A 19,347-nucleotide genomic window follows, 5' to 3' on the forward strand; every position below is an offset into this window, starting at 1 on the left:
AGTCCATCAAACTGCGACACGGAAAGCTATACGACGGGATCAGGCGAACAGTTCAGGGCATTCGCGGGCGCATTTGTTGGTAAGGATGATGTAAACCAGATGCAGTGTTGCCAGCCCCGCCAGCAGGCAGAAAAATGATATGTAGGCGTATTGCAGGAAGGCGATGTCGACCACGATGACCGCCACCAGCGTCAGGGCGAAATGGCGCACATGCTTGTAATGCGACAGTGCCGGGGGCAAGGTGATAAGGGTAACGTAGATCGTGTTGGTCAACCAGCGCGGCATCATGAAATCAAGCCACATGGATTTTTCATAGGCCAGCGACTGATTGTTGATCTCGACCACGACCATGCTGCTGTCGAGCCCGTGCGGGATGTAAAGCAATAGACCGAAAATCAGCCCGATCACTGCCATGATCAGGAACAGCCTCTTGCGGGAACTCTCGTCCGGCTCGAGTACGTAGACCGAGAACGGCACCCAAATTGGCCAGATGAACCAAGTGAAAAAGATGAACCCCATGGCCCCCCATAAAACCGTCAGGGGATCATTTTCGTTCATGCCGACCCAGACAAAACCTTCCGTGAATTGCTGAAGGCCGGCAAAAAGCGGCATCAGGGCAAGCGGCAGGTAGCGTTTGTTGCGCTGCAATGCCACAATCGAAATGGCAGTCCCGCCGCCGACAAGGAACACGCTGGCGGCAAAGCTGACTTGGGCGGATAGGCACATGGAAACTTCTCTCCGTTTCTTTCAGTTTGAAAACGTCCGTCGCCCAAACCTATACCGCGTAGCAAGTTCTTAGAATTATCCTAGTCGCCGTCTGTGCCACTGACCAGCCTGCGAGTACGACTTGGAGACGCTGTTCAGTGTCGCCCCGACAGGCCGGTCTGACCAAGAGGCTGCATCTAGGACCGCGAGGGTCCAGCAAGGCCCACCAAAGCCGCGCGTTTCGCAGGCCATAACTTGCTGTCGAGCGCCTCGCGCTAGGCATCAACCCACTGGCCTCACCTTCAGGGACCATGGTCGCGGGGCGCGATCTTGAAGACTTCAAGAATTTCGGTTGTGTGCGCCTGCGGTCGGAGTGGCAATGGTCGCGTTCCCGCTCTCGCTCACCGGGATTCCACCGCCCTTCGGATTTGTTGGCAAGGTGCTGCTGTTCGGCGCGGTAATCGAGACAGGCTATCCGTGGCTGGCGGTGATTGGCATTCCCAACAGCATGCTAGCGATGACGTTCTATCTGCGCATCGTGGAGCAGATGTATCAGGCCCGCGATAAAGAGGAGGGCCGGGCCCACTGTTGGTCGTGCTTTGTGCGACCGCTGGTCACGGCGCTGATGGGGCTGATTGCGAAGGTATTTCCCAATTGACGCAGAGGGCAGTTCGCGCCGTTCGCGTCAAAGCAGTGATCTGGCTTTTCAACCCCTAAGCGGGTCGGCCGGCCGCTTTGGCTGCCCGGGATCAAGCAACTCCGCGATTTCTGCATATATGCGGCGCGTGGCCACGGCCCCGGCAGCGATGCAGCGACGTTTGAGCCCGAATTCCAGTGTGCCGATCGAGCGCCCGAAATCGGGTCGTATCACCAGATCCGCCTGATCGAACCGCAGCCGTGCATGTTCATACTGGCAGACTTCTATGGATCGCAGCATCGCCTGCATGCCGTTTTTCGGGCCAACCGCGTTTTCGCGCTGACTTGGGTCCACCGCGATCACGACCTCTGCGCCTGTTGCCCTTGCAACATCGACCGGCGCTATGTCGGCATAGGCCCCGTCCATCAGCACATGCGGTCCATCGACCAAGGGCGGCAATATCCCGGCAAGCGCCGCGCTGGCATAGACGTAATCCGTGGCACGCCCCTTGCCAAAGACCACACGTGTACCGGTCAGCATGTCGGTTGCGCAGACGAACACCGGGATGCGGCCATCTTCCAGGTTTTTGCCCTGCGTCAGGCCAGACAGGACGCTGCGGCCCCATGACTCGGTAGGCGCGCCAACCCCCCAGCCAAAATACATGTCGCGAGCGGCAAGCAAAGCGGTACGAAGCCCCCTCATTCTTGCGACCAGACCGGGTAGGCGAAAGTCCGGAGTTGCCGGAAACCCGCTGGTATCCATGTCTACCAGTGCGTCGAACCAATTGTCATTCAGGGCGTAGGTGGCGCCCGCAACCGCACCCATGGATACCCCCACGATTGCGCTCGGCACAAAGCCTCGGGAGATAAGCGCGCGTAACACACCCGCATGAGAGAGACCCCTGGCGCCGCCGCCACTGAACACAAGGGCGAAAGATTTGTGAGTCTTGCCTCCTGGTTGTACCTGTCCCGTCATTGTCCAGCCTCCGCTTTCCGGTTTTCTCCGAGGAGTGTCAGAAACTGTGCAACGGCCTTTTATCGGTCCACGCCCCGCGATGTCTTTGACGCTACACGACCGTGATAATTACGGCCCGGTGGGTTTTGGCACACCGCGTTGCCCCGACGGAGGCTGTTGAATGCACCACCCGTCTTGGCCGCATGTTTTCAGTCGCCTCTGTAACGATCGCCCGCTTGCAACGTCTATCCACCAAACGGTCGTTTCCGATCGCAAGGAAAAATCGACAGGAGCCAAAATTGAGAACACTGACCCTTGAAGTCCGCGGGCTGTTCGAGGAACTCGATCACCTCGCGGTCGAACGTCATTTATCGGCCCTCGACGGAGTGCACCGAGCCGAAGCGAACCCGGCCTCGGCCAGCGTGACAGTCCACTATGACGAGACGGTGCTGGGCGAGGACGCGCTGCGCGAGGCGATCGAATCCTGCGGCTTCCACTGCACGGGCGAACGGGTTCCGAACCATGTCTGCAAGATGGACCACTCGGGCCATGACGGCCATTCGGCGCATGGCGGAAAGGCCCCTGCCGGCCATGACGCGATGGCGCATGAGATGGGCCATGGCGGCGGCATGGACATGGCCGGGATGGTCCGCGACATGCGCAACCGCTTCTGGGTGGCGCTGCTGTTCACTGTCCCGATCTTCATCTATTCGCCGATGGGGGGCATGTTCACGCCGCCCGCGCCGCCTTTCGGTCTGCGGCTGGACCTGTGGCTGTTCTTCCTGGGCAGTGCCGCGATCATCTGGCCAAGCTGGCCGTTCTTCGTCGCCGCCTGGCGGGCCTTGCGCAACGGCATCCTGAACATGGCGGTGCTGGTCGTGCTGTCGGTCGGCACGGGCTATGTGTTCAGCGTCGGCTCGACCTTCTTCTTTCCCGGCGTGCAGTTCTACGAGGCCGTGGCGGTGCTCCTGGTCTTCATCCTGCTGGGGCACTGGCTGGAGATGCGCGCGCGGGCAGGGGCCTCGGCGGCGATCCGGGCGCTTCTCGATCTTGCGCCGCCGATGGCGACCGTCATCCGCGACGGGCAGGAGGTCGAGGTGCCCACCTCCGAGGTGCTGCAGGGCGAGATTGTGCTGATCAGGCCCGGCAACAAGATCCCCGTGGACGGCGAGGTCGTCGAAGGCACGTCGCTGGTCGACGAATCCATGCTGACAGGCGAGTCGATGCCGGTGGACAAGGCCGTGGGCGACACCGTGATCGGCGCCACGATCAACAAGAGCGGCAGTTTCCGCTACCGCGCCACCAAGGTCGGTGCCGATACCGCGCTGGCACAGATCGTCAAGCTGGTGCAGGAGGCGCAGAACTCCAAGGCCCCTGCCCAGCTTCTGGCCGACCGCGCGTCGCAATGGTTGGTCCTGATCGCCATCGTGATCGGGCTTGCGACCTTCGCGGTGTGGTTCTGGTGGATCGGCGAGCCGCTTCTCTTCGCGCTAACGCTGACGATCACCGTTTTCGTAATCGCCTGTCCTGACGCGCTGGGGCTTGCGACGCCGATGGCGGTGATGGTCGGCACCGGGCTGGGGGCGCAGCACGGTATCCTGTTCAAGAATGCCGGTGCGCTGGAAGACGCGACCAAGCTTGACGTGATCGTCTTCGACAAGACCGGCACGTTGACGATGGGCGAACCGCGCGTGGTCGAGGTCGTTGCCGCCGAAGGCGGCGCGGAGGATGACGCGCTGCGGGCTGCGGCGGCCGTCGATCGCGGCTCGGACCACCCGCTGGCGCTCGCCATTGTCGAACGCGCTGCGGACCTCGACGTCCCGCAGATGGCCGAGTTTCTCAACCTCGAAGGCCGCGGCGCGCGCGCCGAAGTCGCAGGCAAGACCGTGCTGGTAGGCAATCGGCGCCTGATGGACGAGGAGGGTATCGACGTCGGCACCCTGACGGCGGAGGCCGAGCGCCTGAAGGGCGAGGGCCGCACGGTTGTGCATGTGGCGCAGGGCGGACGGATGCTGGGCCTGATCGCCATCGCTGATGCGCCGCGTCCAAGTGCGATGGCCGCGGTGGCCAAGCTGCGCGAACGCGGCGTCGAGGTGGCGATGCTGACCGGCGACAACGAAGGCACGGCGCGCCGCATCGCGGGCGAGCTGGGCATCGACATGGTGCTGGCCGACGTGCTGCCGGGCCAGAAGGCCGAGAAGGTGAAAGAGCTTCAGGCGCAGGGCAAGAAGGTCGGCATGGTCGGCGACGGCGTCAACGACGCGCCCGCGCTGACCCAGGCCGATGTCGGATTTGCCATCGGTGCGGGTACGGATGTAGCGATGGAAAGCGCCGATGTCGTGCTGATGAAAAGCGATCCCTACGATGTCGTGGGGGCCATCGAGCTGTCGCGCGCCACCTTGCGCAAGATGCACCAGAACCTGTTCTGGGCCGTGGCGTACAACGTGGTCGCCTTTCCGATGGCGGCAGGGGTGTTTTATCCGTTGATCATCAGCCCCGCCGTGGCAGCACTTGCCATGTCGGGCAGCTCCGCGCTGGTGGCGGTCAACGCGCTGCTGCTGAAACGAACGCGGCTGGAAGGTATTGGTGCGGGCAATAGTGGGTCCGCCAGCGGCGGCGGTCAGGGCGATGCGCAGGCAGGCCAGGTGCCGCTTCACGCCGGACACTCGCAGAAATCACATTGAAGGGGGGGACTTGAGATGTCTGACACATCATCGACCAAGACACCGGACGGGAAGGGCATGGCGGCACGGTTTCCCACCGCCTATTCCATCCTGTTCGGGCTTATCATTGTTGTCGCGGCGCTGACCTGGATTATCCCTGCGGGCCAATATGACCGCGCCATGAACGAAGAGGTCGGCCGCGAGATCGCGGTGCCGGGTACGTATCAAACGGTCGAGCCCAATCCACAGGGCTTTGTCGATGTGATGCTGGCGCCCGTCGCCGGGTTCTACGATCCCGACAGCTATGCCGCCAATGCGATCGACGTTGCTTTGTTCGTCCTGCTGCTAGGCGGCTTTCTGGGCGTGGTGAATGCCACGAATGCCATCGACACCGGCATCCAGACGGCGATGGTGCGGCTGAAGGGGCGCGAGATCTGGATGATCCCAATCCTGATGTCGCTCTTTGCCCTGGGCGGTACGACCTATGGCATGGCCGAGGAAACGCTGGCCTTTTACGCGCTTCTGATCCCGGTGGTGATCGCAGCGGGGTACGATTCCGTGACCGGCGTGGCGATCATCCTGATCGGTGCCGGGATCGGCACGCTGGGATCGACGATCAACCCCTTCGCCACGGTGATCGCGTCTAACGCGGCAGGCATCCCGTTCACGGATGGTATCGCGCTGCGGCTGGTCCTTCTGCTGGGCGGCCTCGCGATCTGCGTGGCCTACGTCATGCGCTATGCCTCGAAGGTCAAGGCCGACCCGGCCCGGTCCGTCGTCGCCGCGCAACGCGACAGCGACCGGCAGTTTTTTCTGAACGAGACGGATGCAACGTTCGAGGAGCCGAAGCTGAGCGGAACTCAGAAGCTGGTCCTGATCCTGTTTTTTGCGACCTTTGCGGTGATGATTTGGGGTGTCTCCAGCCAGGGATGGTGGATGGCTCGGATGGGCGCGCTCTTCTTCGGCATGGCCATCGTCGTCGGGCTGGTCGCCCGCATGGGGGAGAAGAAGCTGACGTCGTCCTTTGTCGACGGAGCGAAGGATCTTCTGGGAGTTGCGCTGGTGATCGGTCTGGCGCGCGGCATCGTGGTGATCATGGAGCAGGGCCTGATTGCCGACACGATCCTGAATAGTGCCGCCGATACCCTCGGCGGCCTGCCGGAAGTCGCGTTCATCAACCTGATGCTCTGGATCGAGATCGGGATGAGCTTTCTCGTGCCGTCGTCGTCCGGCCTGGCCGTCCTGTCGATGCCGATCCTTGCCCCGTTGGGGGATTTCGCGGGTGTCGGCCGTGACCTCGTGGTGACCGCCTATCAATCGGCAAGCGGGCTCGTGAACCTGATCACTCCCACCTCTGCGGTGGTGATCGGCGGTCTAACCATCGGGCGCGTGTCGTTTGACCGCTGGCTCGTCTTCATCTGGCCCTTGCTGCTGATCCTCGTTGTCTTCATCTCGGCCGGGATCAGCCTGGCCGCCATTCTCTGATTGAAAAAAGGAGGCGTCCCAAATGTCTGAATCGAAATTGGGTGTTCATTCCGAAACCGGCGCATTGCGGCAGGTGATCGTCTCTCCGCCCGGTCTCGCGCATCGCCGCCTGACGCCGGACAACCGCGAGGATCTACTGTTTGACGATGTGTTTTGGGTCAAACAGGCGATAAAGGATCATGCCGTCTTTGCCGGTATTATGCGCGGTGAGGGGATCGAGGTGCTGGACGCCATGGCGCTGCTGGGCGAAACGCTCGACCTGTCGGACGCACGCGCCTGGGTTCTCGACCACCGCATCTCCCGCAATGACGTCGGCGTCGGGATGCGGGACGAGCTGCGCGCCTGGATGGAGTCTCTCTCCGGCGCCGATCTCGCGAGATTTCTTGTGGGCGGTATCAGGGTGGACGATCTGCCATTCACGCCTTCCGGCATGTTTGGCAGCTACCTTGGCCTGCATGGTTTCGTGCTGCCGCCGCTGCCGAACTTCATCTTTACCCGTGACAATTCGGCTTGGGTCTATGGCGGCGTCAGCCTGAATCCAATGCATTTCGCCGCGCGGCGGCCCGAAACGCTGCTGATGGCGGCGGTCTATCGGTTTCACCCGACGTTCGCGGGGCAGGCGCGGGTCTGGTTCGGCGATCCGGCGCGGGAATTCGGAACGGCAACGCTCGAAGGTGGGGACATCATGCCGATCGGCCATGGCGTCGTCATGGTCGGCATGGGCGAACGATCGACGCCACAGGCGGTGGGCCAACTGGCCGAGGCGTTGTTCGAGGGTGGCGACGTGACGCGCGTCATCGCCTGCCAGATGCCCAGTTCGCGCGCGGCGATGCATCTGGACACCGTTTTCACCCATTGCGGGGGCGATGTGGTGACCACTTTCAAGGAGGTGGCGGATGCGATCACCTGCTATGACCTGCGCCCGGGTGCCGGCAAGGCTGCGCTCGATATCCGCCGGGATGCGCGCCACATATTCGAGATCACCGCTGAAATTCTGGGCCACAAGAAACTGCATCTGGTGCCCACCGGCGGTTCTGATGCGGCCGAGCAATCACGCGAACAGTGGAACGACGGCAACAACGTGCTGGCGCTGCGCCCCGGCGTCGTCATCGGCTATGACCGCAACGACGATACCAACGCCGCACTCAAGGAGGCCGGGATCGAGGTGCTGGCCATCCCCGGTGCCGAACTCGGCCGGGGCAGGGGCGGCAGCCACTGCATGAGTTGCCCGACGATCCGCGACGCCATCTGAACCCTTCGACGACAAGGAAACCCCATGTCCTACAACCTTAGAAACCGCCATTTCCTGACGCTGCGCGAATTCACCCCGCAGGAAATCGGCTTTCTGCTGAAGCTTTCCGCCGACCTGAAGACGGCCAAATATGCGGGCACCGAAGTCCCGCGCCTGACCGGCAAGGAGATCGCGTTGATCTTCGAAAAGGACAGCACCCGCACCCGCGTCGGGTTCGAGGTGGCCGCCCATGACCAGGGCGCGCATGTCACTTACCTCGGCCCCTCCGGTTCGCATCTGGGCAAGAAGGAAACGGTCAAGGATACCGCCCGCGTGCTGGGCCGGGTCTATGACGCGATCGAGTACCGCGGCTTCGGCCAGCCCATTGTCGAGACATTGGCGAAATACGCGGGCGTGCCCGTCTATAACGGCCTGACGGACGAATTCCACCCGACGCAGATCCTTGCCGATTTCCTGACCATGCAGGAACACTCCGACAAGCCGCTGCGCCAGATCTCTTACGCTTTCCTGGGTGATGCCCATAACAACATGGGCGACAGCCTGCTGATAGGAGGGGCCAAGATGGGCATGGATGTGCGTCTGTGTGCGCCTGAAGCCTGCTGGCCGACGCAGGCGATCCGCGACGAGGCGCAGGCCATTGCAGAGGAGACCGGTGCGCGGATCACGATCACCGAGGATATCGACGCCGCCGTCAAGGGAGTCGACTTCATATATACCGATGTGTGGGTGTCGATGGGCGAGTCCAAGGACAAATGGGAGGACCGCATCAAGCTGCTCTTGCCCTATCAGGTCAATGCGGAGGTCATGGCAAAGACCGGCAATCCGCGCACCAGGTTCATGCACTGCCTGCCCGCATTCCATAACGCCGATACCGAAACCGGCGCCGAGATCGCCGAGCTTTTCGGCATCACCGCGATGGAGGTGACGGAAGAGGTGTTCGAAAGCCCGGCCTCGATCGTGTTCGATCAGGCCGAGAACCGGCTGCACACGATCAAGGCGGTACTCGTCGCCACGCTGGGATCTTAGCGCCATGCTGGTTGTCGCAGCCTTGGGGGGCAATGCCCTGTTGCGCAGGGGAGAGCCGCTGACCGCCGAGGCGCAGCGGACCAACGTCGCCGGTGCGGCAGATGCGCTGGCGCAGATCATCCGCGCCGGACACAAGCTGGTCATCACCCACGGCAATGGCCCGCAGATCGGCCTGCTTGCGCTGCAGGGCGCGGCCTACAAGCCCGACGAGTCGTTTCCCCTCGACGTGCTGGGCGCCGAGACCGATGGCATGATCGGCTACATGATCGAACAGGCGCTCGAAAATGCACTCGGTCACGACCGCGCGGTCGCCACGCTTTTGACCCAGATCGAGGTCGATCCCAGGGATCCTGCCTTTGACCGTCCGACCAAGTTCATCGGACCGGTCTATGACAAGGCGGAAGCCGAGCGGCTTGCTGAAGCGCGCGGCTGGAGCATTGCCGCCGATGGTGCGCATTGGCGGCGCGTGGTGCCTTCGCCGATGCCCAGTGACATTCCCGACCTGAAGGTGTTGCAACTGCTGCTCAGTCATGACGTCACGCTGATCTGCGCCGGCGGCGGCGGCATTCCGGTCGTGCGGCGGCCGGACGGTTCGTTGATTGGAATCGAGGCGGTGATCGACAAGGATCACGCCACCGCTCTGCTGGCGCACAAGCTCGGTGCTGACGCGTTGCTGCTGTTGACTGATGTGGCGGCCGTGTTCCGCGATTTCGGCACTGATACACAGGCGGCGATAAGGCAAATGTCACCCGAGGACGCAGCGCGTCTTGACCTGCCCGACGGGTCGATGGCACCGAAGGTGGCAGCCGCCGCGACATTCGTCTCGGGGCGCGACCGCTTCGCCTCCGTGGGCCGCCTCGAGGATGCGCTTGCCATGCTGGAGGGCCGCGCAGGGACGATGATTGCAAACACCTGAAACCAAGGAGGACGAACCATGAAACGTCTGAAAGATAAAGTCGCCCTGATCACCGGGGGCGCGGCGGGTATCGGTCTGGAAACCGCCCGGCTCTTCTTGAGTGAGGGCGCCAGGGTCACGCTTGTGGACCTCCACGATGACGACCTGTCGGATGCTGCGCGGGATCTGGGCAGTCCGGACGACCTGCTGACAATCGCAGCCGACGTCTCCTCGGTCGAGGATTGCAAGAGATACGTCGCGCAGACCCTCGAGACGTTCGGGCGCATCGACGTGTTCTTCAACAATGCCGGAATCGAAGGCAAGGTCGCGCCGCTGGCCGACCAGAAGATCGAGGATTTCGACCGCGTGATGGCGGTAAATGTGCGCGGCGCGTTTCTTGGTTTGCAGCATGTCCTGCCGGTGATGACTGGGCAGAAATGCGGCAGCGTGATCAACATGTCGTCGATTGCGGGCCTCAAGGGCAGCCCGAACGTCGCACCTTACATCACGTCGAAACATGCCGTCGTCGGTTTGACGCGCGCCGCCGCGATAGAGGTCGCAAGGCACAACGTGCGCGTCAACTCCGTGCATCCCTCGCCGGTCAACACGCGGATGATGCGGTCGCTGGAGGAAGGGTTCAATCCCGGCCACGGCGACGAGATGAAGCAACAGCTTGCCGAAACGATCCCGCTGGGTCGATACGGCGAAAGCCTCGATATCGCCAATCTGGTCCTGTTCCTCGCTTCCGATGATTCCGCATTCATCACCGGAGCGCAATATCCCGTCGACGGGGGCATGGCGGCTGGCTGATCGGTCCTGCCCGCAAAGGTCTGGATCCTGTTGCTGGGGGCTGTCAGGTCGCCGTAAATGTCCCGACCTCAAGCGCCGCGTTCGTGCGCGCAATCGATACCGATCCGTCGCGCTCGGCTTCCGTCAGGGCGCGGATCGCGTCGATGGTTTCGGGGATCACGATGGCCTGGTTATCGACCATGTAGGCATAGAACAGCTCGTCGCCCTCGACCTTCAGCATGTCTTCCCACAGGGCCACCTCGTAGAGGCTGTCGTTGGGGCGTCCGAAGTCCGCCATCATCTCCTTGACCGCGTTAAGGGCGCCCAGCCCGTCCGCCATCCGGATCAACGCGATGCGGGAGGAGGCGCGGAACGCTTCCAGCACCTCGTCCTTGGAGGCCTTGCGCGGCATCCTGACCGACCAGTAGTGCAGATGGGCAAGGGTCTGCGGCACCTTCACGGCCATCGTGATCACATCGAGATCGGGGTCGACGCTTTGTGCATCCGGGCCCTGATGGCTGGGAATCTCGGGTTCGGGGACAAGCGTGTTCATGATTCCGCCCAGATGGCTTTCCCACGGGTCTGTGGCGCGCCGCAGAAGCGTTCCGCGCGCTGAGCCCAAAAGCCCTGCATCTTTCAGCGCTGTGAGGGTGCGGACGATCGAGGTCGTGTTGCAGGACACGACGCGGGTACTGTCCCGCCCAATCGTGCTTGCATAGTTCGCTTCGGCGACGAAGGAATGGCCGGTCACTTCGTGCTTTTCGCCGCCATGAACGATGAACCGGATACCTCTTTCGCGGTAGGTTTCGACGTTGCGCGCGGCGACTTTTTTGGGTGTGCAGTCCACCACGATGTCGGCAGAGGCGAGCAGATCGTCGAGCCCTCCGATCACGTCGAGACCGCCTGCGCGCATGGCCGGGGCGCGATCCGGATCGGCCGAGTAAAGCGCGAAGCCCTTCGAGATCGCCATGCGGGCCCGCCAGTCGGCGACGACATCCGCCACGCCGATCAGGTCCATGTCCTTTTGCACGGAAACCGCGTCCGCCACGCGTTTGCCGATCACGCCGTATCCGTTCACGGCTACTCTGATCCGTTTTGCGTCTGTCATGATGTTCTCCTCGTGTTTGTGTCGGACGATATATTCCCGGCGATCTGACCTGTCTCAGTTTCGGCGATGTAATCGCGGGTCAGTGGGACAGTGTCGCGGCGCTTGGCAAGCCGGATCTGGAAGACCATCAACCGTCCATTCCGGAACGCCATTTCGCAGACGGCCAGATAGAACTCCCACATGCGGCTGAACCGTTCGTCGTAAAGCCTTCGCGCAGTCTCGCGTTCGGCGGCGAAACGTTCGGACCAGTGCCGCAGTGTTTCGGCGTAATGCAAGCGCAGAACCTCGACATCCGTGACCCACATCCCCGACCGCTCTGCTGCCGCGATGGCTTCGGACAAAGTTGGCAGATAGCTGCCGGGGAAGATGTATTTCCGGATCCAAGGATCGCTGCCGCCTATGCGCGCCATCGTGGTTCTGGTTCATAATCCACCTCTTCTGAATAAGACGCCTAAGGATCGGAAACGTTGCACCGTCGGGAAACTTCGGTTTCACTGAATGGTTGCGGTTGTCTCATAGGGTACGCGCATGCTCGAAGTCTTGGAACTCCAGCCTGCAACGAGAAGGGGCCGGCACACGTAAGGTTTCGGCTCCCGCAACGTCTACCTGCTTCGCACCTGAGTTGGTAAATCGGGAGATTTCCGCAATTTCTGCCACTTCTGACCTGGAAAAGGAAATCTCGATGTCGCCAACTGTCATAACCAAAATCGTTTTGGCCATGTTCCTGTGGGCGGCGTGCTTTCCGCTGATCACTGTGGGGCTGCAATACGCGCCGCATCTGACTTTTGCGACAATGCGCGCAGTTCTGGCCGGAGCAACTTTGGTGGGTCTGGCCATGATTTTTCGCAGACCATTCCCGCGCGGTTGGCGCACGTGGTTGACCTTGGGGATCGTCGGGATTGGTGCGACAAGTTTGGGATTTCTGGGCATGTTTCATGCAGCAGAATTCGTATCTCCGGGCCTCGCCTCGGTCATCGCAAACGCTCAGCCGCTGCTGGCCGCGATACTGGGTGTTGCATGGCTTGGCGAAAGGCTGCCGAAGGTCGGTTGGGTCGGTCTACTGATTGGATTCATGGGAATCCTCGTGATCGCGCTGCCGCAATTGCTTAATGGAGGGCAAGAGGGGTCGGCCATCGGCTTCGCCTATATCGTTCTGGCTGCAGTGGGGGTGACCGTCAGCAACGTGGCGATCAAATCCATCGCGGGCGAAGTGGACGGTCTTTTTGCAATGGGGTTACAGTTGTTTATCGGTAGCGTGCCCCTCGCGATCGCATCCTTCGCGCTGGAGGATCAGGGCGCCATTCAATGGAACGCGGTATTCGCGGCATCTCTACTGGGGCTGGCACTGTTCGGCTCAGCGCTGGTGTACTGGCTCTGGTTTTCCGTGCTGGAGGACGTTGAGCTGAACCGGGCGATTGTGTTCAGCTTTCTTGTGCCGATCTTCGGTCTTTCAATTGGCGCCTTGTTTTTTGGGGAACTTCTGTCCGTAGTTCAATTTTCCGGCATTGCTCTGGTCATTTTGGGCATTGTGTTCGTCAACCTGAAGGGCAGACCACAAGGTTAATGCCGCCACGCCGAAAGGAATTTTGAAACTAGAACGATGCACTGCGACAAGTTGGCCATCGCCGTCATCGTCGAAAGCCAGCTCGCCGCAAACGGACAGAAAACACATGTCTTCCAGATCGGCGCGTCTGGCGAAGAAGCACTTGATTCATGTCAACGCTCACCCGCATTGAAAATGCAAGATGCAACAATCAGACCATTATTGTGCTTGAAAGCGCAAAATACGCGGAAAGGGCAGGGACGTCATGGCAGCGCAAGACAGTCGTAAATCGCAGGGGCACGACGCTTCGACGGAACGTGCTTTGCTGGACGGACGTGGCGCCTTTCTGGGGTTTCTGGTCAAACGGCTTGGCAACCGCGCAGAAGCAGAGGATGTGCTGCAAGACTTCTCCGTCCGTGTGCTTACGCGCAAGGATCAACTCCGAGACGTCGATCGAATGGATGCCTGGCTGTATGCAATCCTGCGGTCTACGTTGAACGATCACTACCGTAAAGGGACCCGGCGTAGCCGACTGGCAGCGGCGGCGGCGCGCGAACCCGAAGAATGGATTCCCGATGCGCCGACGCAGATGGCGCGGCTGTGCACCTGCCATGGCGGGCTGATTTCCGAACTGCGCCCGGTCGACGCCGAATTGATCCGACGCATCGATTTCGGCGAAGAGGGTCGCGAAAGCGTGGCAGCCGATCTGGGACTTAACCGCAACGCACTTGGTGTCCGGCTCCACAGGGCACGCACCGCCTTGCGAGAGGCGCTGACGAAGCATTGCGGCGCATGCTGCCGAGAGGACCGCGACGATTGTTATTGTCCGCCTGAGGGCTGCGAGAACGGCGAGCACGAGACCGACTGCGAGGAAGAGGGGCAAGTATCTTGATCGCAGCGAAGTCGGATCTGTAACGATTTCCACCACCCAGCGTCTTTTTCTGTGAGCGTACCTGAAGGCACAACCACAGGAGATGATAAACCATGCCGCGGACTACGTTGGATTGGAACTCAGGGGTCCCCCGTCAGCCATCATCCGATGACGATCTTCGCGACTTTTTTGCGCGGATGACCTGCGCATATGCTGAGACCTCCGCGTACGCAGATGCCCCGATGGCGCGGGCGTTGTTCCAGCGTGTCGAAGGGATGAAACAACCTCCTGAACTTGCAGCGCGGGCGTTGAGCATCGGGTTTGGTGATGCGGCCTATCTTCTTGCTGGCCTGCGCAAGGATCTGGCGCAGGATCTCGTGCACGTGATGCTCGCTGGACGATCCTCCATTGAGACTACCAATCAGAAGGAACCCGATGATGAATAAGAGCTTGCGGCTTGCGACCATGGCGCGGGAGCAACCCCCTACAGCTGCCTCCGATGTCGCGAGGACAGGCGTTCACATTCCCTATGCTCAAGACGCCTTCGAACGCTGGGTGCTGTTCCTCGATACGCTGCGCGAACGCGCCGATAACATGATCGCGCATGAGCGGCAGGGCATGCCGCCGCTGCTGGATTTCGACTATGAGCTTGTGCGCGACACGCGCAAATTCGAACGACCGGCCAACTACGCTCTGCTCAGGATCACGCGGGTCGGAGACGATTGCTGGGACGATTGCGTTGACGCGGCGAAGCCGCCGGTGATCATCATTGATCCGCGCGCCGGGCACGGGCCGGGCATCGGCGGGTTCAAGCGCGACAGCGAGGTCGGGATGGCGATGCACGAGGGCCATCCGGTCTATTTCGTGATCTTCTTTCCAGAGCCTATGCCGGGTCAGACGCTGGCCGACGTTCACTATGCACTGCGCGATTTCGTCTCAGAGGTCGCGCGCCGTCACCCGGATAAAGCGCCCGTGCTTTACGGCAATTGTCAGGCCGGTTGGGCGGCCACGCTGCTGGCGGCGGATTGCGAGGGTCTGACCGGGCCCGTGGTGCTGAATGGCTCGCCGCTCAGCTATTGGTCGGGCGAGGCGGCAAGCAGCCCGATGCGGATGATGGGAGCGCTGTCGGGCGGGGCATGGGCCGCGCATATGATCTCCGATCTGGGCGACGGTCGTTTCGACGGGGCATGGCTGGCGCAAAACTTCGAGAACCTGCAACCCGAGAAAGCCATCTGGGACAAATACGCGACCCTCTTTGCCCGTGCCGACACCGAACGCGAACGGTTCTTGGAATTCGAACGCTGGTGGAATGGCTACTTTACGCTCAGCCGCGAGGAAATCCTCGGCATCACGCAAAACCTGTTCATCGGCAACCGGCTGGAGCAGGGCGAGATGCAACTGGACGCGCATTGCACCGTTGACCTCAAGCGGATCAGCAATCCGCTCATCATCTTTGCCTCGGAGGGCGACAACATCACGCCGCCCGAACAGGCAATGGGGTGGATCGCCAAGCTCTATCCCGACACCGATGCGCTCAAGGCAGCCGGGCAGCGCATCGTCTACATGACGCACCCGCATGTCGGCCACCTTGGCATCTTTGTCTCGGGGTCCATCGCGAAGCTTCAGCATCGGGCGATCCTGGAAAGCCTGGACGAGGTCGAGGCGCTGGCACCGGGGCTTTACGAGATGTTGATCGACAATCCGTCGGGCGACCCGGACTGCGAGAGCGGCGATTTCGCGGTGCGGTTCGAGCCGCGCGAGGTCGACGATCTGGGCATTGCGTCGGACGATGCAGCCTTGGAACAGGTGGCGCAGATATCGCGGATCAACGAGGCGGCCTATTCGACTTTCGTGAGCCCGTGGCTGCGGGCCGCGACCAGCCCGGCCAGCGCCGAGGCGCTGCGCGCCCTGCATCCCATGCGGTGGACCAGGACGATGTTTTCCGAACGGGTGAACCCATGGATGGCGCTGGTCAAATCCACCGCCGAGACACTGCGCGAGACGCGCGACCCTTTGCCGGGAAACCACCCCGCGATTGTCACCGAACGCGCGCTGTCGGCGCGCACCGGCGAGGTTCTGGGCGCATGGCGCAAGGGGCGCGATGCATGGATCACCCATGTCTTCGGCGTGATGTTCGGCACTTTCCCCATCATCACCTCACCTGCACGGGCGAACCATCCGGACGCCGCATCAAACAAGGAGTGACCGAATATGGAATGGCTTTCTGAGAACTGGGTCTTGGTTCTCCTCTTCGGCGGAATGGCCGCGATGCACCTTTTCGGGCTCGGTCATGGCGGACACAAAGATGGCAAGACGAGCAGAAGTCATAGTGCGTATGAGAAGAAGACGGCCGCGTCTTCCGATACCAAGGCAGCATCCGAAGATGCCTGACTTCGACGACTGCTGCGATCCTGCGGAACTGCTTGATCTGTCCGGCCGGAAGGGCCTGGTCGTCGGCATCGCGAATGATCGCAGCCTTGCCTGGCCCGCCGCCCTGCATTTTCGCCAAGCGGGTGCGGAGTTGGCCATCACTTATGTCAATGAGCGAACCAAACCACATGTGGCACCATTGGCCGCACGGCTCGAAGCGCCGATTATCCTACCCTGCAATGTGAATGCTCCGCACGAACTTGACGCTGTCTTCGACGCAATTGCGTATCGCTGGGGAAAGCTGGACTTCATCCTTCATGCCGTGGGCAGTGTGCCGCCCGGCGATCTTCGTGGTCGGCTGACCGATTGCTCGGCCGAAGGGTTCGCCCAAGCGATGAACGTGTCGGTACATTCTCTTATCCGGATGGCGCATCTGGCCGAACCACAGATGAGCGGTGGAGGCAGCCTGATCACGCTGAGTTATCTCGGTGGCGAACGTGTGGTGGAGAACTACAACGTGATGGGGCCGGTGAAGGCGGCTCTCGAAGCTACGGTGCGTTATCTGGCGCACGAACTCGGCCCATCGAACATCCGCGTGAACGCAGTTTCGGCAGGGCCGGTGCTGACTCGCGCGGCATCGGGATTGACCGGTTTTGCGGGACTTCTGGACGCGACCGCGCGTGCCGCACCCCTGCAGCGCAACATCGAGGCCGACGAGGTGGGCCGAGCCGCCTTGCTGTTCGCCAGTGACTATACAAGCGGCATCACGGGCGAGGTACTGCATGTCGATGCGGGCGTTCATATCGAAAGCCCTGTCTTTGCTGCCCCGTTGAACGCCAAATCGGAGAATTCACGATGAGCCAGATCAGAGACCATACTGACCAACTGCCCGAAACAGAGCGGCGCGATTTCTTGTATTATGCAACCGCGTCGGCCGGTGCCGTTGCCACCGGCGCCGCAGTCTGGCCGTTGATCGATTCGATGAACCCCTCTGCCGACGTGACCGCCTCCGGTACGGTCAGGGTCGATCTTTCCGGCGTCGAACCGGGCCAACGCATTACCGTCAAGTGGAGGGGCCGCCCGGTCTTCGTCTGGCGCCGGTCTCTAGCGGCTATCGAGGCTGCCCGCGCTGTCGAAATCGGCGACCTTGTCGACCCCGTCGATAGCGGGCGCGAAAACCCGAACCTGACCGGCGAGGTGCCCGCGCGCGACGAAAACCGCACGGCGGATGCGTCTGGTGAATGGCTGATCGTCATCGGTGTCTGCACCCATCTCGGCTGTATTCCCTTGGGCCAGGATGGGTCGGCGGTGGGCGAGTTCGGCGGTTGGTTCTGCCCGTGCCACGGATCGCATTACGACACTTCGGGGCGGATCCGGAAGGGGCCGGCGCCACGCAACCTCGATATACCGCCCTACACCCTAGGCGATGACCTGCAACTCGTCATCGGCACCTGACCGAGAAATCGTCCAATAGTCCAAGAAGGAGACCATGACATGCAAGCCAAGGATATCATGACAACATCCGTGATCACGGTCCCGCTGGAAGGACAAATCGAGGACGCGGTGCGCCTGATGCTCGACCACCACGTAAGCGCTCTGCCCGTCGTTGACGCAGAGGGCGGCCTCAAGGGACTTATCAGCGAAGGCGATCTCATGCGGCGTGTTCGCGAGTCCGACGGCCCGCGCCGGTCGTGGTGGCTTGAGCTGCTGGACGGGGCACGCGGCTCCGCTCAGGATTTCATCGAGCTCAAAAGCGATCGTGTCAAGGACGTGATGACCCGCGATATCGTTTCGGTCGAAGAGGATTCCAATGTCGCCGCGATCGCGCGTCTTCTGGAAAAGCACCGGATCAAGCGAGTGCCGGTGGTGCGATCCGATAAAGTGGTCGGCATTGTCAGCCGGGCGAACCTGCTTCATGCGCTGTCGGCGCTTCAGGACAAGGCGCTGCCTGAGCCGTCGGACGACGACCGCGTGCTGCGTGCGAAGATTGACGAGGCTCTGAAAGAAGTGCCCGGTGCAGCGGTCAACCTGATCAACTACACGGTGGAAAACGGGAATGTCGCCGTCTGGGGTGTCGCCGACAGCGATTTCGAGGAGAATGCAATTCGCGTCGCCGTCGAAAACGTGCCCGGTGTCGGGATGGTGGATGTCAACATGGGCCGACTGCCGGCCTGGGCCTACGGGATCTGACCACCGTCGCCCGAAGCAAAGCTCCGGGCAAGATGAAGCTCACGTTACTCAGGGCGGCGATTGCTTCGCGAAGGATCATTCAACGACGAAAGTCGATTGAGATACCATAGCACCAGGCTTGGTATGATCAGCCATTGCAGAAACGGTGAAAGACCTGTGCCAAAGAGCGGCAGTCGCGGCATGTCCGGTGCGTAGGTCCAGCGGTCTAGGATTTCGGTGCTAAGAAATTCGAAGCCGATCGTGATGGCAAGCCCGGTTGAGAGATAAACCGCCACCGGAACCACCGCGGGATGCGCCGCCCAATCCCGGCCGCGACCGGCAACAGAGGCGGCCCAAAAGGCCGCAAGTGCAATGCCGAGATCGCCCAAGGTTGCTTTCAGGCAGATAAGGATGCCGGGGATATGGCCTTTGTCGGTTAGGCTCGAAAACAGAGGCGCCTGCAACAGCTCCCATGTGAAATGACCCATGAACGACAGGACGAGCAGATCCAGTTCCGCGGGGATAGGTCGATTTGGTAGTCGTGTCGGCACCGTCTTCTCCCTCGAACTATGTGCTCGCCTGTCTCCGGTCGACATATCCAAAAGCTCCGTCACCAGGACAGCTTGGCGGATTTCCAATTCCTGTAATGCTTTTCGTCCGTGAACGTCTACTGGATGAAGGCAAACAAAAGGAGGCCCAAATGGACACCCATTCAACTTCTCAGACACAAGATACGGTCACGCAGAAACCGACGGGATGTTGCGGTGGCAAGGTCGGCGCGCATCCGCAAGCCAAGGTCGAACCGCGCGTTGCGGAGATCGCCGAAGTCAAACCGGCCAAGTCCGGCTGCTGCTGCGGCCAGAACTGAGGCGATCCCTCG

At 61.5% G+C, this 19,347-nt stretch carries 21 protein-coding genes; 16 read left to right on the top strand and 5 right to left on the bottom strand.

Features of this window, described 5'->3' with window-relative positions; all coding sequences use genetic code 11:
* Positions 1–39 precede the first annotated feature (39 nt).
* On the bottom strand, positions 40–726 hold the full coding sequence (locus BSG08_RS12295; protein ID WP_093037202.1) for a DUF6629 family protein: 687 nt from the start codon (positions 724–726) through the stop codon (positions 40–42).
* Between the two features lie 358 nt (positions 727–1,084).
* Here BSG08_RS12295 and BSG08_RS12300 point away from each other — a divergent pair, with 358 nt between their 5' ends.
* Positions 1,085–1,363 carry a hypothetical protein gene (locus tag BSG08_RS12300; protein WP_093037205.1) on the top strand — a complete coding sequence of 93 codons (279 nt, stop codon included), beginning with the start codon at positions 1,085–1,087 and terminating at the stop codon, positions 1,361–1,363.
* A 48-nt stretch (positions 1,364–1,411) separates the two neighbouring features.
* Here the strand turns inward: BSG08_RS12300 and BSG08_RS12305 are convergent, their stop codons facing one another.
* Positions 1,412–2,317: a patatin-like phospholipase family protein gene (locus BSG08_RS12305; protein ID WP_093037207.1), complete on the bottom strand. Its 906-nt coding sequence runs from the start codon at positions 2,315–2,317 to the stop codon at positions 1,412–1,414.
* Between the two features lie 278 nt (positions 2,318–2,595).
* Between BSG08_RS12305 and BSG08_RS12310 the strand changes: the two genes are divergently transcribed.
* Genes BSG08_RS12310 through BSG08_RS12335 form a run of 6 tightly spaced genes read left to right on the top strand, consistent with a single transcriptional unit; the run spans position 2,596 to position 10,427 of the window.
* Entirely contained in the window at positions 2,596–4,980 is a 2,385-nt protein-coding gene (locus BSG08_RS12310; RefSeq protein ID WP_093037210.1) for a heavy metal translocating P-type ATPase, read from the top strand.
* Positions 4,981–4,995: 15 nt separating this feature from the next.
* On the top strand, positions 4,996–6,444 hold the full coding sequence (locus tag BSG08_RS12315; RefSeq protein ID WP_093037213.1) for a YfcC family protein: 1,449 nt from the start codon (positions 4,996–4,998) through the stop codon (positions 6,442–6,444).
* A 22-nt stretch (positions 6,445–6,466) separates the two neighbouring features.
* Positions 6,467–7,696, top strand: a complete 1,230-nt coding sequence (locus tag BSG08_RS12320) for an arginine deiminase (RefSeq protein ID WP_093037215.1) — start codon at positions 6,467–6,469, stop codon at positions 7,694–7,696.
* Between the two features lie 24 nt (positions 7,697–7,720).
* Entirely contained in the window at positions 7,721–8,722 is a 1,002-nt protein-coding gene (gene argF / locus BSG08_RS12325) for an ornithine carbamoyltransferase (protein ID WP_093037218.1), read from the top strand.
* A 4-nt stretch (positions 8,723–8,726) separates the two neighbouring features.
* Positions 8,727–9,638: a carbamate kinase gene (gene arcC, locus BSG08_RS12330; RefSeq protein WP_093037220.1), complete on the top strand. Its 912-nt coding sequence runs from the start codon at positions 8,727–8,729 to the stop codon at positions 9,636–9,638.
* 18 nt (positions 9,639–9,656) lie between these two features.
* On the top strand, positions 9,657–10,427 hold the full coding sequence (locus tag BSG08_RS12335; protein WP_093037222.1) for an SDR family NAD(P)-dependent oxidoreductase: 771 nt from the start codon (positions 9,657–9,659) through the stop codon (positions 10,425–10,427).
* Between the two features lie 43 nt (positions 10,428–10,470).
* On the opposite strand, the gene BSG08_RS12340 is transcribed toward BSG08_RS12335, so the two are convergent.
* Positions 10,471–11,514, bottom strand: a complete 1,044-nt coding sequence (locus BSG08_RS12340; RefSeq protein WP_093037225.1) for a type II glyceraldehyde-3-phosphate dehydrogenase — start codon at positions 11,512–11,514, stop codon at positions 10,471–10,473.
* The gene (locus BSG08_RS12345) at positions 11,511–11,924 is read right to left on the bottom strand and encodes a class I SAM-dependent methyltransferase (protein ID WP_245770689.1); all 414 of its coding nucleotides are present in this window, start codon (positions 11,922–11,924) and stop codon (positions 11,511–11,513) included. Before BSG08_RS12345 ends, BSG08_RS12340 begins: the two co-directional genes overlap by 4 nt.
* 272 nt (positions 11,925–12,196) lie before the next feature.
* Here BSG08_RS12345 and BSG08_RS12350 point away from each other — a divergent pair, with 272 nt between their 5' ends.
* The 8 genes from BSG08_RS12350 to BSG08_RS12385 all read left to right on the top strand — a co-directional run bounded on the left by BSG08_RS12350 (position 12,197) and on the right by BSG08_RS12385 (position 18,488).
* On the top strand, positions 12,197–13,078 hold the full coding sequence (locus BSG08_RS12350) for a DMT family transporter (protein ID WP_093037227.1): 882 nt from the start codon (positions 12,197–12,199) through the stop codon (positions 13,076–13,078).
* A 244-nt stretch (positions 13,079–13,322) separates the two neighbouring features.
* Positions 13,323–13,949 carry an RNA polymerase sigma factor gene (locus tag BSG08_RS12355; RefSeq protein WP_093037229.1) on the top strand — a complete coding sequence of 209 codons (627 nt, stop codon included), beginning with the start codon at positions 13,323–13,325 and terminating at the stop codon, positions 13,947–13,949.
* Positions 13,950–14,170: 221 nt separating this feature from the next.
* Entirely contained in the window at positions 14,171–14,374 is a 204-nt protein-coding gene (locus tag BSG08_RS19715; protein ID WP_245770690.1) for a hypothetical protein, read from the top strand.
* The gene (locus BSG08_RS12365) at positions 14,367–16,133 is read left to right on the top strand and encodes a DUF3141 domain-containing protein (protein WP_093037235.1); all 1,767 of its coding nucleotides are present in this window, start codon (positions 14,367–14,369) and stop codon (positions 16,131–16,133) included. The genes BSG08_RS19715 and BSG08_RS12365 overlap by 8 nt, the downstream gene beginning before the upstream one ends.
* A gap of 6 nt (positions 16,134–16,139) precedes the next feature.
* Positions 16,140–16,319 carry a hypothetical protein gene (locus BSG08_RS12370; protein WP_093037238.1) on the top strand — a complete coding sequence of 60 codons (180 nt, stop codon included), beginning with the start codon at positions 16,140–16,142 and terminating at the stop codon, positions 16,317–16,319.
* The gene (gene fabI / locus BSG08_RS12375; RefSeq protein WP_093037241.1) at positions 16,312–17,157 is read left to right on the top strand and encodes an enoyl-ACP reductase FabI; all 846 of its coding nucleotides are present in this window, start codon (positions 16,312–16,314) and stop codon (positions 17,155–17,157) included. The genes BSG08_RS12370 and fabI overlap by 8 nt, the downstream gene beginning before the upstream one ends.
* On the top strand, positions 17,154–17,753 hold the full coding sequence (gene petA / locus BSG08_RS12380; RefSeq protein ID WP_093037244.1) for a ubiquinol-cytochrome c reductase iron-sulfur subunit: 600 nt from the start codon (positions 17,154–17,156) through the stop codon (positions 17,751–17,753). Before fabI ends, petA begins: the two co-directional genes overlap by 4 nt.
* 39 nt (positions 17,754–17,792) lie before the next feature.
* The gene (locus tag BSG08_RS12385) at positions 17,793–18,488 is read left to right on the top strand and encodes a CBS domain-containing protein (protein WP_093037247.1); all 696 of its coding nucleotides are present in this window, start codon (positions 17,793–17,795) and stop codon (positions 18,486–18,488) included.
* Between the two features lie 44 nt (positions 18,489–18,532).
* On the opposite strand, the gene BSG08_RS12390 is transcribed toward BSG08_RS12385, so the two are convergent.
* Positions 18,533–19,063 (bottom strand): hypothetical protein, encoded by a 531-nt coding sequence (locus tag BSG08_RS12390; protein ID WP_139274570.1) that lies wholly within the window; start codon positions 19,061–19,063, stop codon positions 18,533–18,535.
* A gap of 104 nt (positions 19,064–19,167) precedes the next feature.
* Between BSG08_RS12390 and BSG08_RS19495 the strand changes: the two genes are divergently transcribed.
* On the top strand, positions 19,168–19,335 hold the full coding sequence (locus tag BSG08_RS19495) for a hypothetical protein (protein ID WP_175544777.1): 168 nt from the start codon (positions 19,168–19,170) through the stop codon (positions 19,333–19,335).
* The last annotated feature ends 12 nt before the right edge of the window (positions 19,336–19,347 follow it).

Source organism: Roseovarius azorensis (genome assembly GCF_900109455.1).
GTDB lineage: Bacteria > Pseudomonadota > Alphaproteobacteria > Rhodobacterales > Rhodobacteraceae > Roseovarius > Roseovarius azorensis.

Coding starts and splice junctions, on each gene's coding strand:
- BSG08_RS12295 (WP_093037202.1), bottom strand. CDS start 726: ATGTGCCTATCCGCCCAAGTCAGCTTTGCCGCCAGCGTGTTCCTTGTC.
- BSG08_RS12300 (WP_093037205.1), top strand. CDS start 1,085: ATGGTCGCGTTCCCGCTCTCGCTCACCGGGATTCCACCGCCCTTCGGA.
- BSG08_RS12305 (WP_093037207.1), bottom strand. CDS start 2,317: ATGACGGGACAGGTACAACCAGGAGGCAAGACTCACAAATCTTTCGCC.
- BSG08_RS12315 (WP_093037213.1), top strand. CDS start 4,996: ATGTCTGACACATCATCGACCAAGACACCGGACGGGAAGGGCATGGCG.
- BSG08_RS12320 (WP_093037215.1), top strand. CDS start 6,467: ATGTCTGAATCGAAATTGGGTGTTCATTCCGAAACCGGCGCATTGCGG.
- argF (WP_093037218.1), top strand. CDS start 7,721: ATGTCCTACAACCTTAGAAACCGCCATTTCCTGACGCTGCGCGAATTC.
- arcC (WP_093037220.1), top strand. CDS start 8,727: ATGCTGGTTGTCGCAGCCTTGGGGGGCAATGCCCTGTTGCGCAGGGGA.
- BSG08_RS12335 (WP_093037222.1), top strand. CDS start 9,657: ATGAAACGTCTGAAAGATAAAGTCGCCCTGATCACCGGGGGCGCGGCG.
- BSG08_RS12340 (WP_093037225.1), bottom strand. CDS start 11,514: ATGACAGACGCAAAACGGATCAGAGTAGCCGTGAACGGATACGGCGTG.
- BSG08_RS12345 (WP_245770689.1), bottom strand. CDS start 11,924: ATGGCGCGCATAGGCGGCAGCGATCCTTGGATCCGGAAATACATCTTC.
- BSG08_RS12350 (WP_093037227.1), top strand. CDS start 12,197: ATGTCGCCAACTGTCATAACCAAAATCGTTTTGGCCATGTTCCTGTGG.
- BSG08_RS12355 (WP_093037229.1), top strand. CDS start 13,323: ATGGCAGCGCAAGACAGTCGTAAATCGCAGGGGCACGACGCTTCGACG.
- BSG08_RS19715 (WP_245770690.1), top strand. CDS start 14,171: ATGGCGCGGGCGTTGTTCCAGCGTGTCGAAGGGATGAAACAACCTCCT.
- BSG08_RS12365 (WP_093037235.1), top strand. CDS start 14,367: ATGAATAAGAGCTTGCGGCTTGCGACCATGGCGCGGGAGCAACCCCCT.
- BSG08_RS12370 (WP_093037238.1), top strand. CDS start 16,140: ATGGAATGGCTTTCTGAGAACTGGGTCTTGGTTCTCCTCTTCGGCGGA.
- fabI (WP_093037241.1), top strand. CDS start 16,312: ATGCCTGACTTCGACGACTGCTGCGATCCTGCGGAACTGCTTGATCTG.
- petA (WP_093037244.1), top strand. CDS start 17,154: ATGAGCCAGATCAGAGACCATACTGACCAACTGCCCGAAACAGAGCGG.
- BSG08_RS12385 (WP_093037247.1), top strand. CDS start 17,793: ATGCAAGCCAAGGATATCATGACAACATCCGTGATCACGGTCCCGCTG.
- BSG08_RS12390 (WP_139274570.1), bottom strand. CDS start 19,063: ATGTCGACCGGAGACAGGCGAGCACATAGTTCGAGGGAGAAGACGGTG.
- BSG08_RS19495 (WP_175544777.1), top strand. CDS start 19,168: ATGGACACCCATTCAACTTCTCAGACACAAGATACGGTCACGCAGAAA.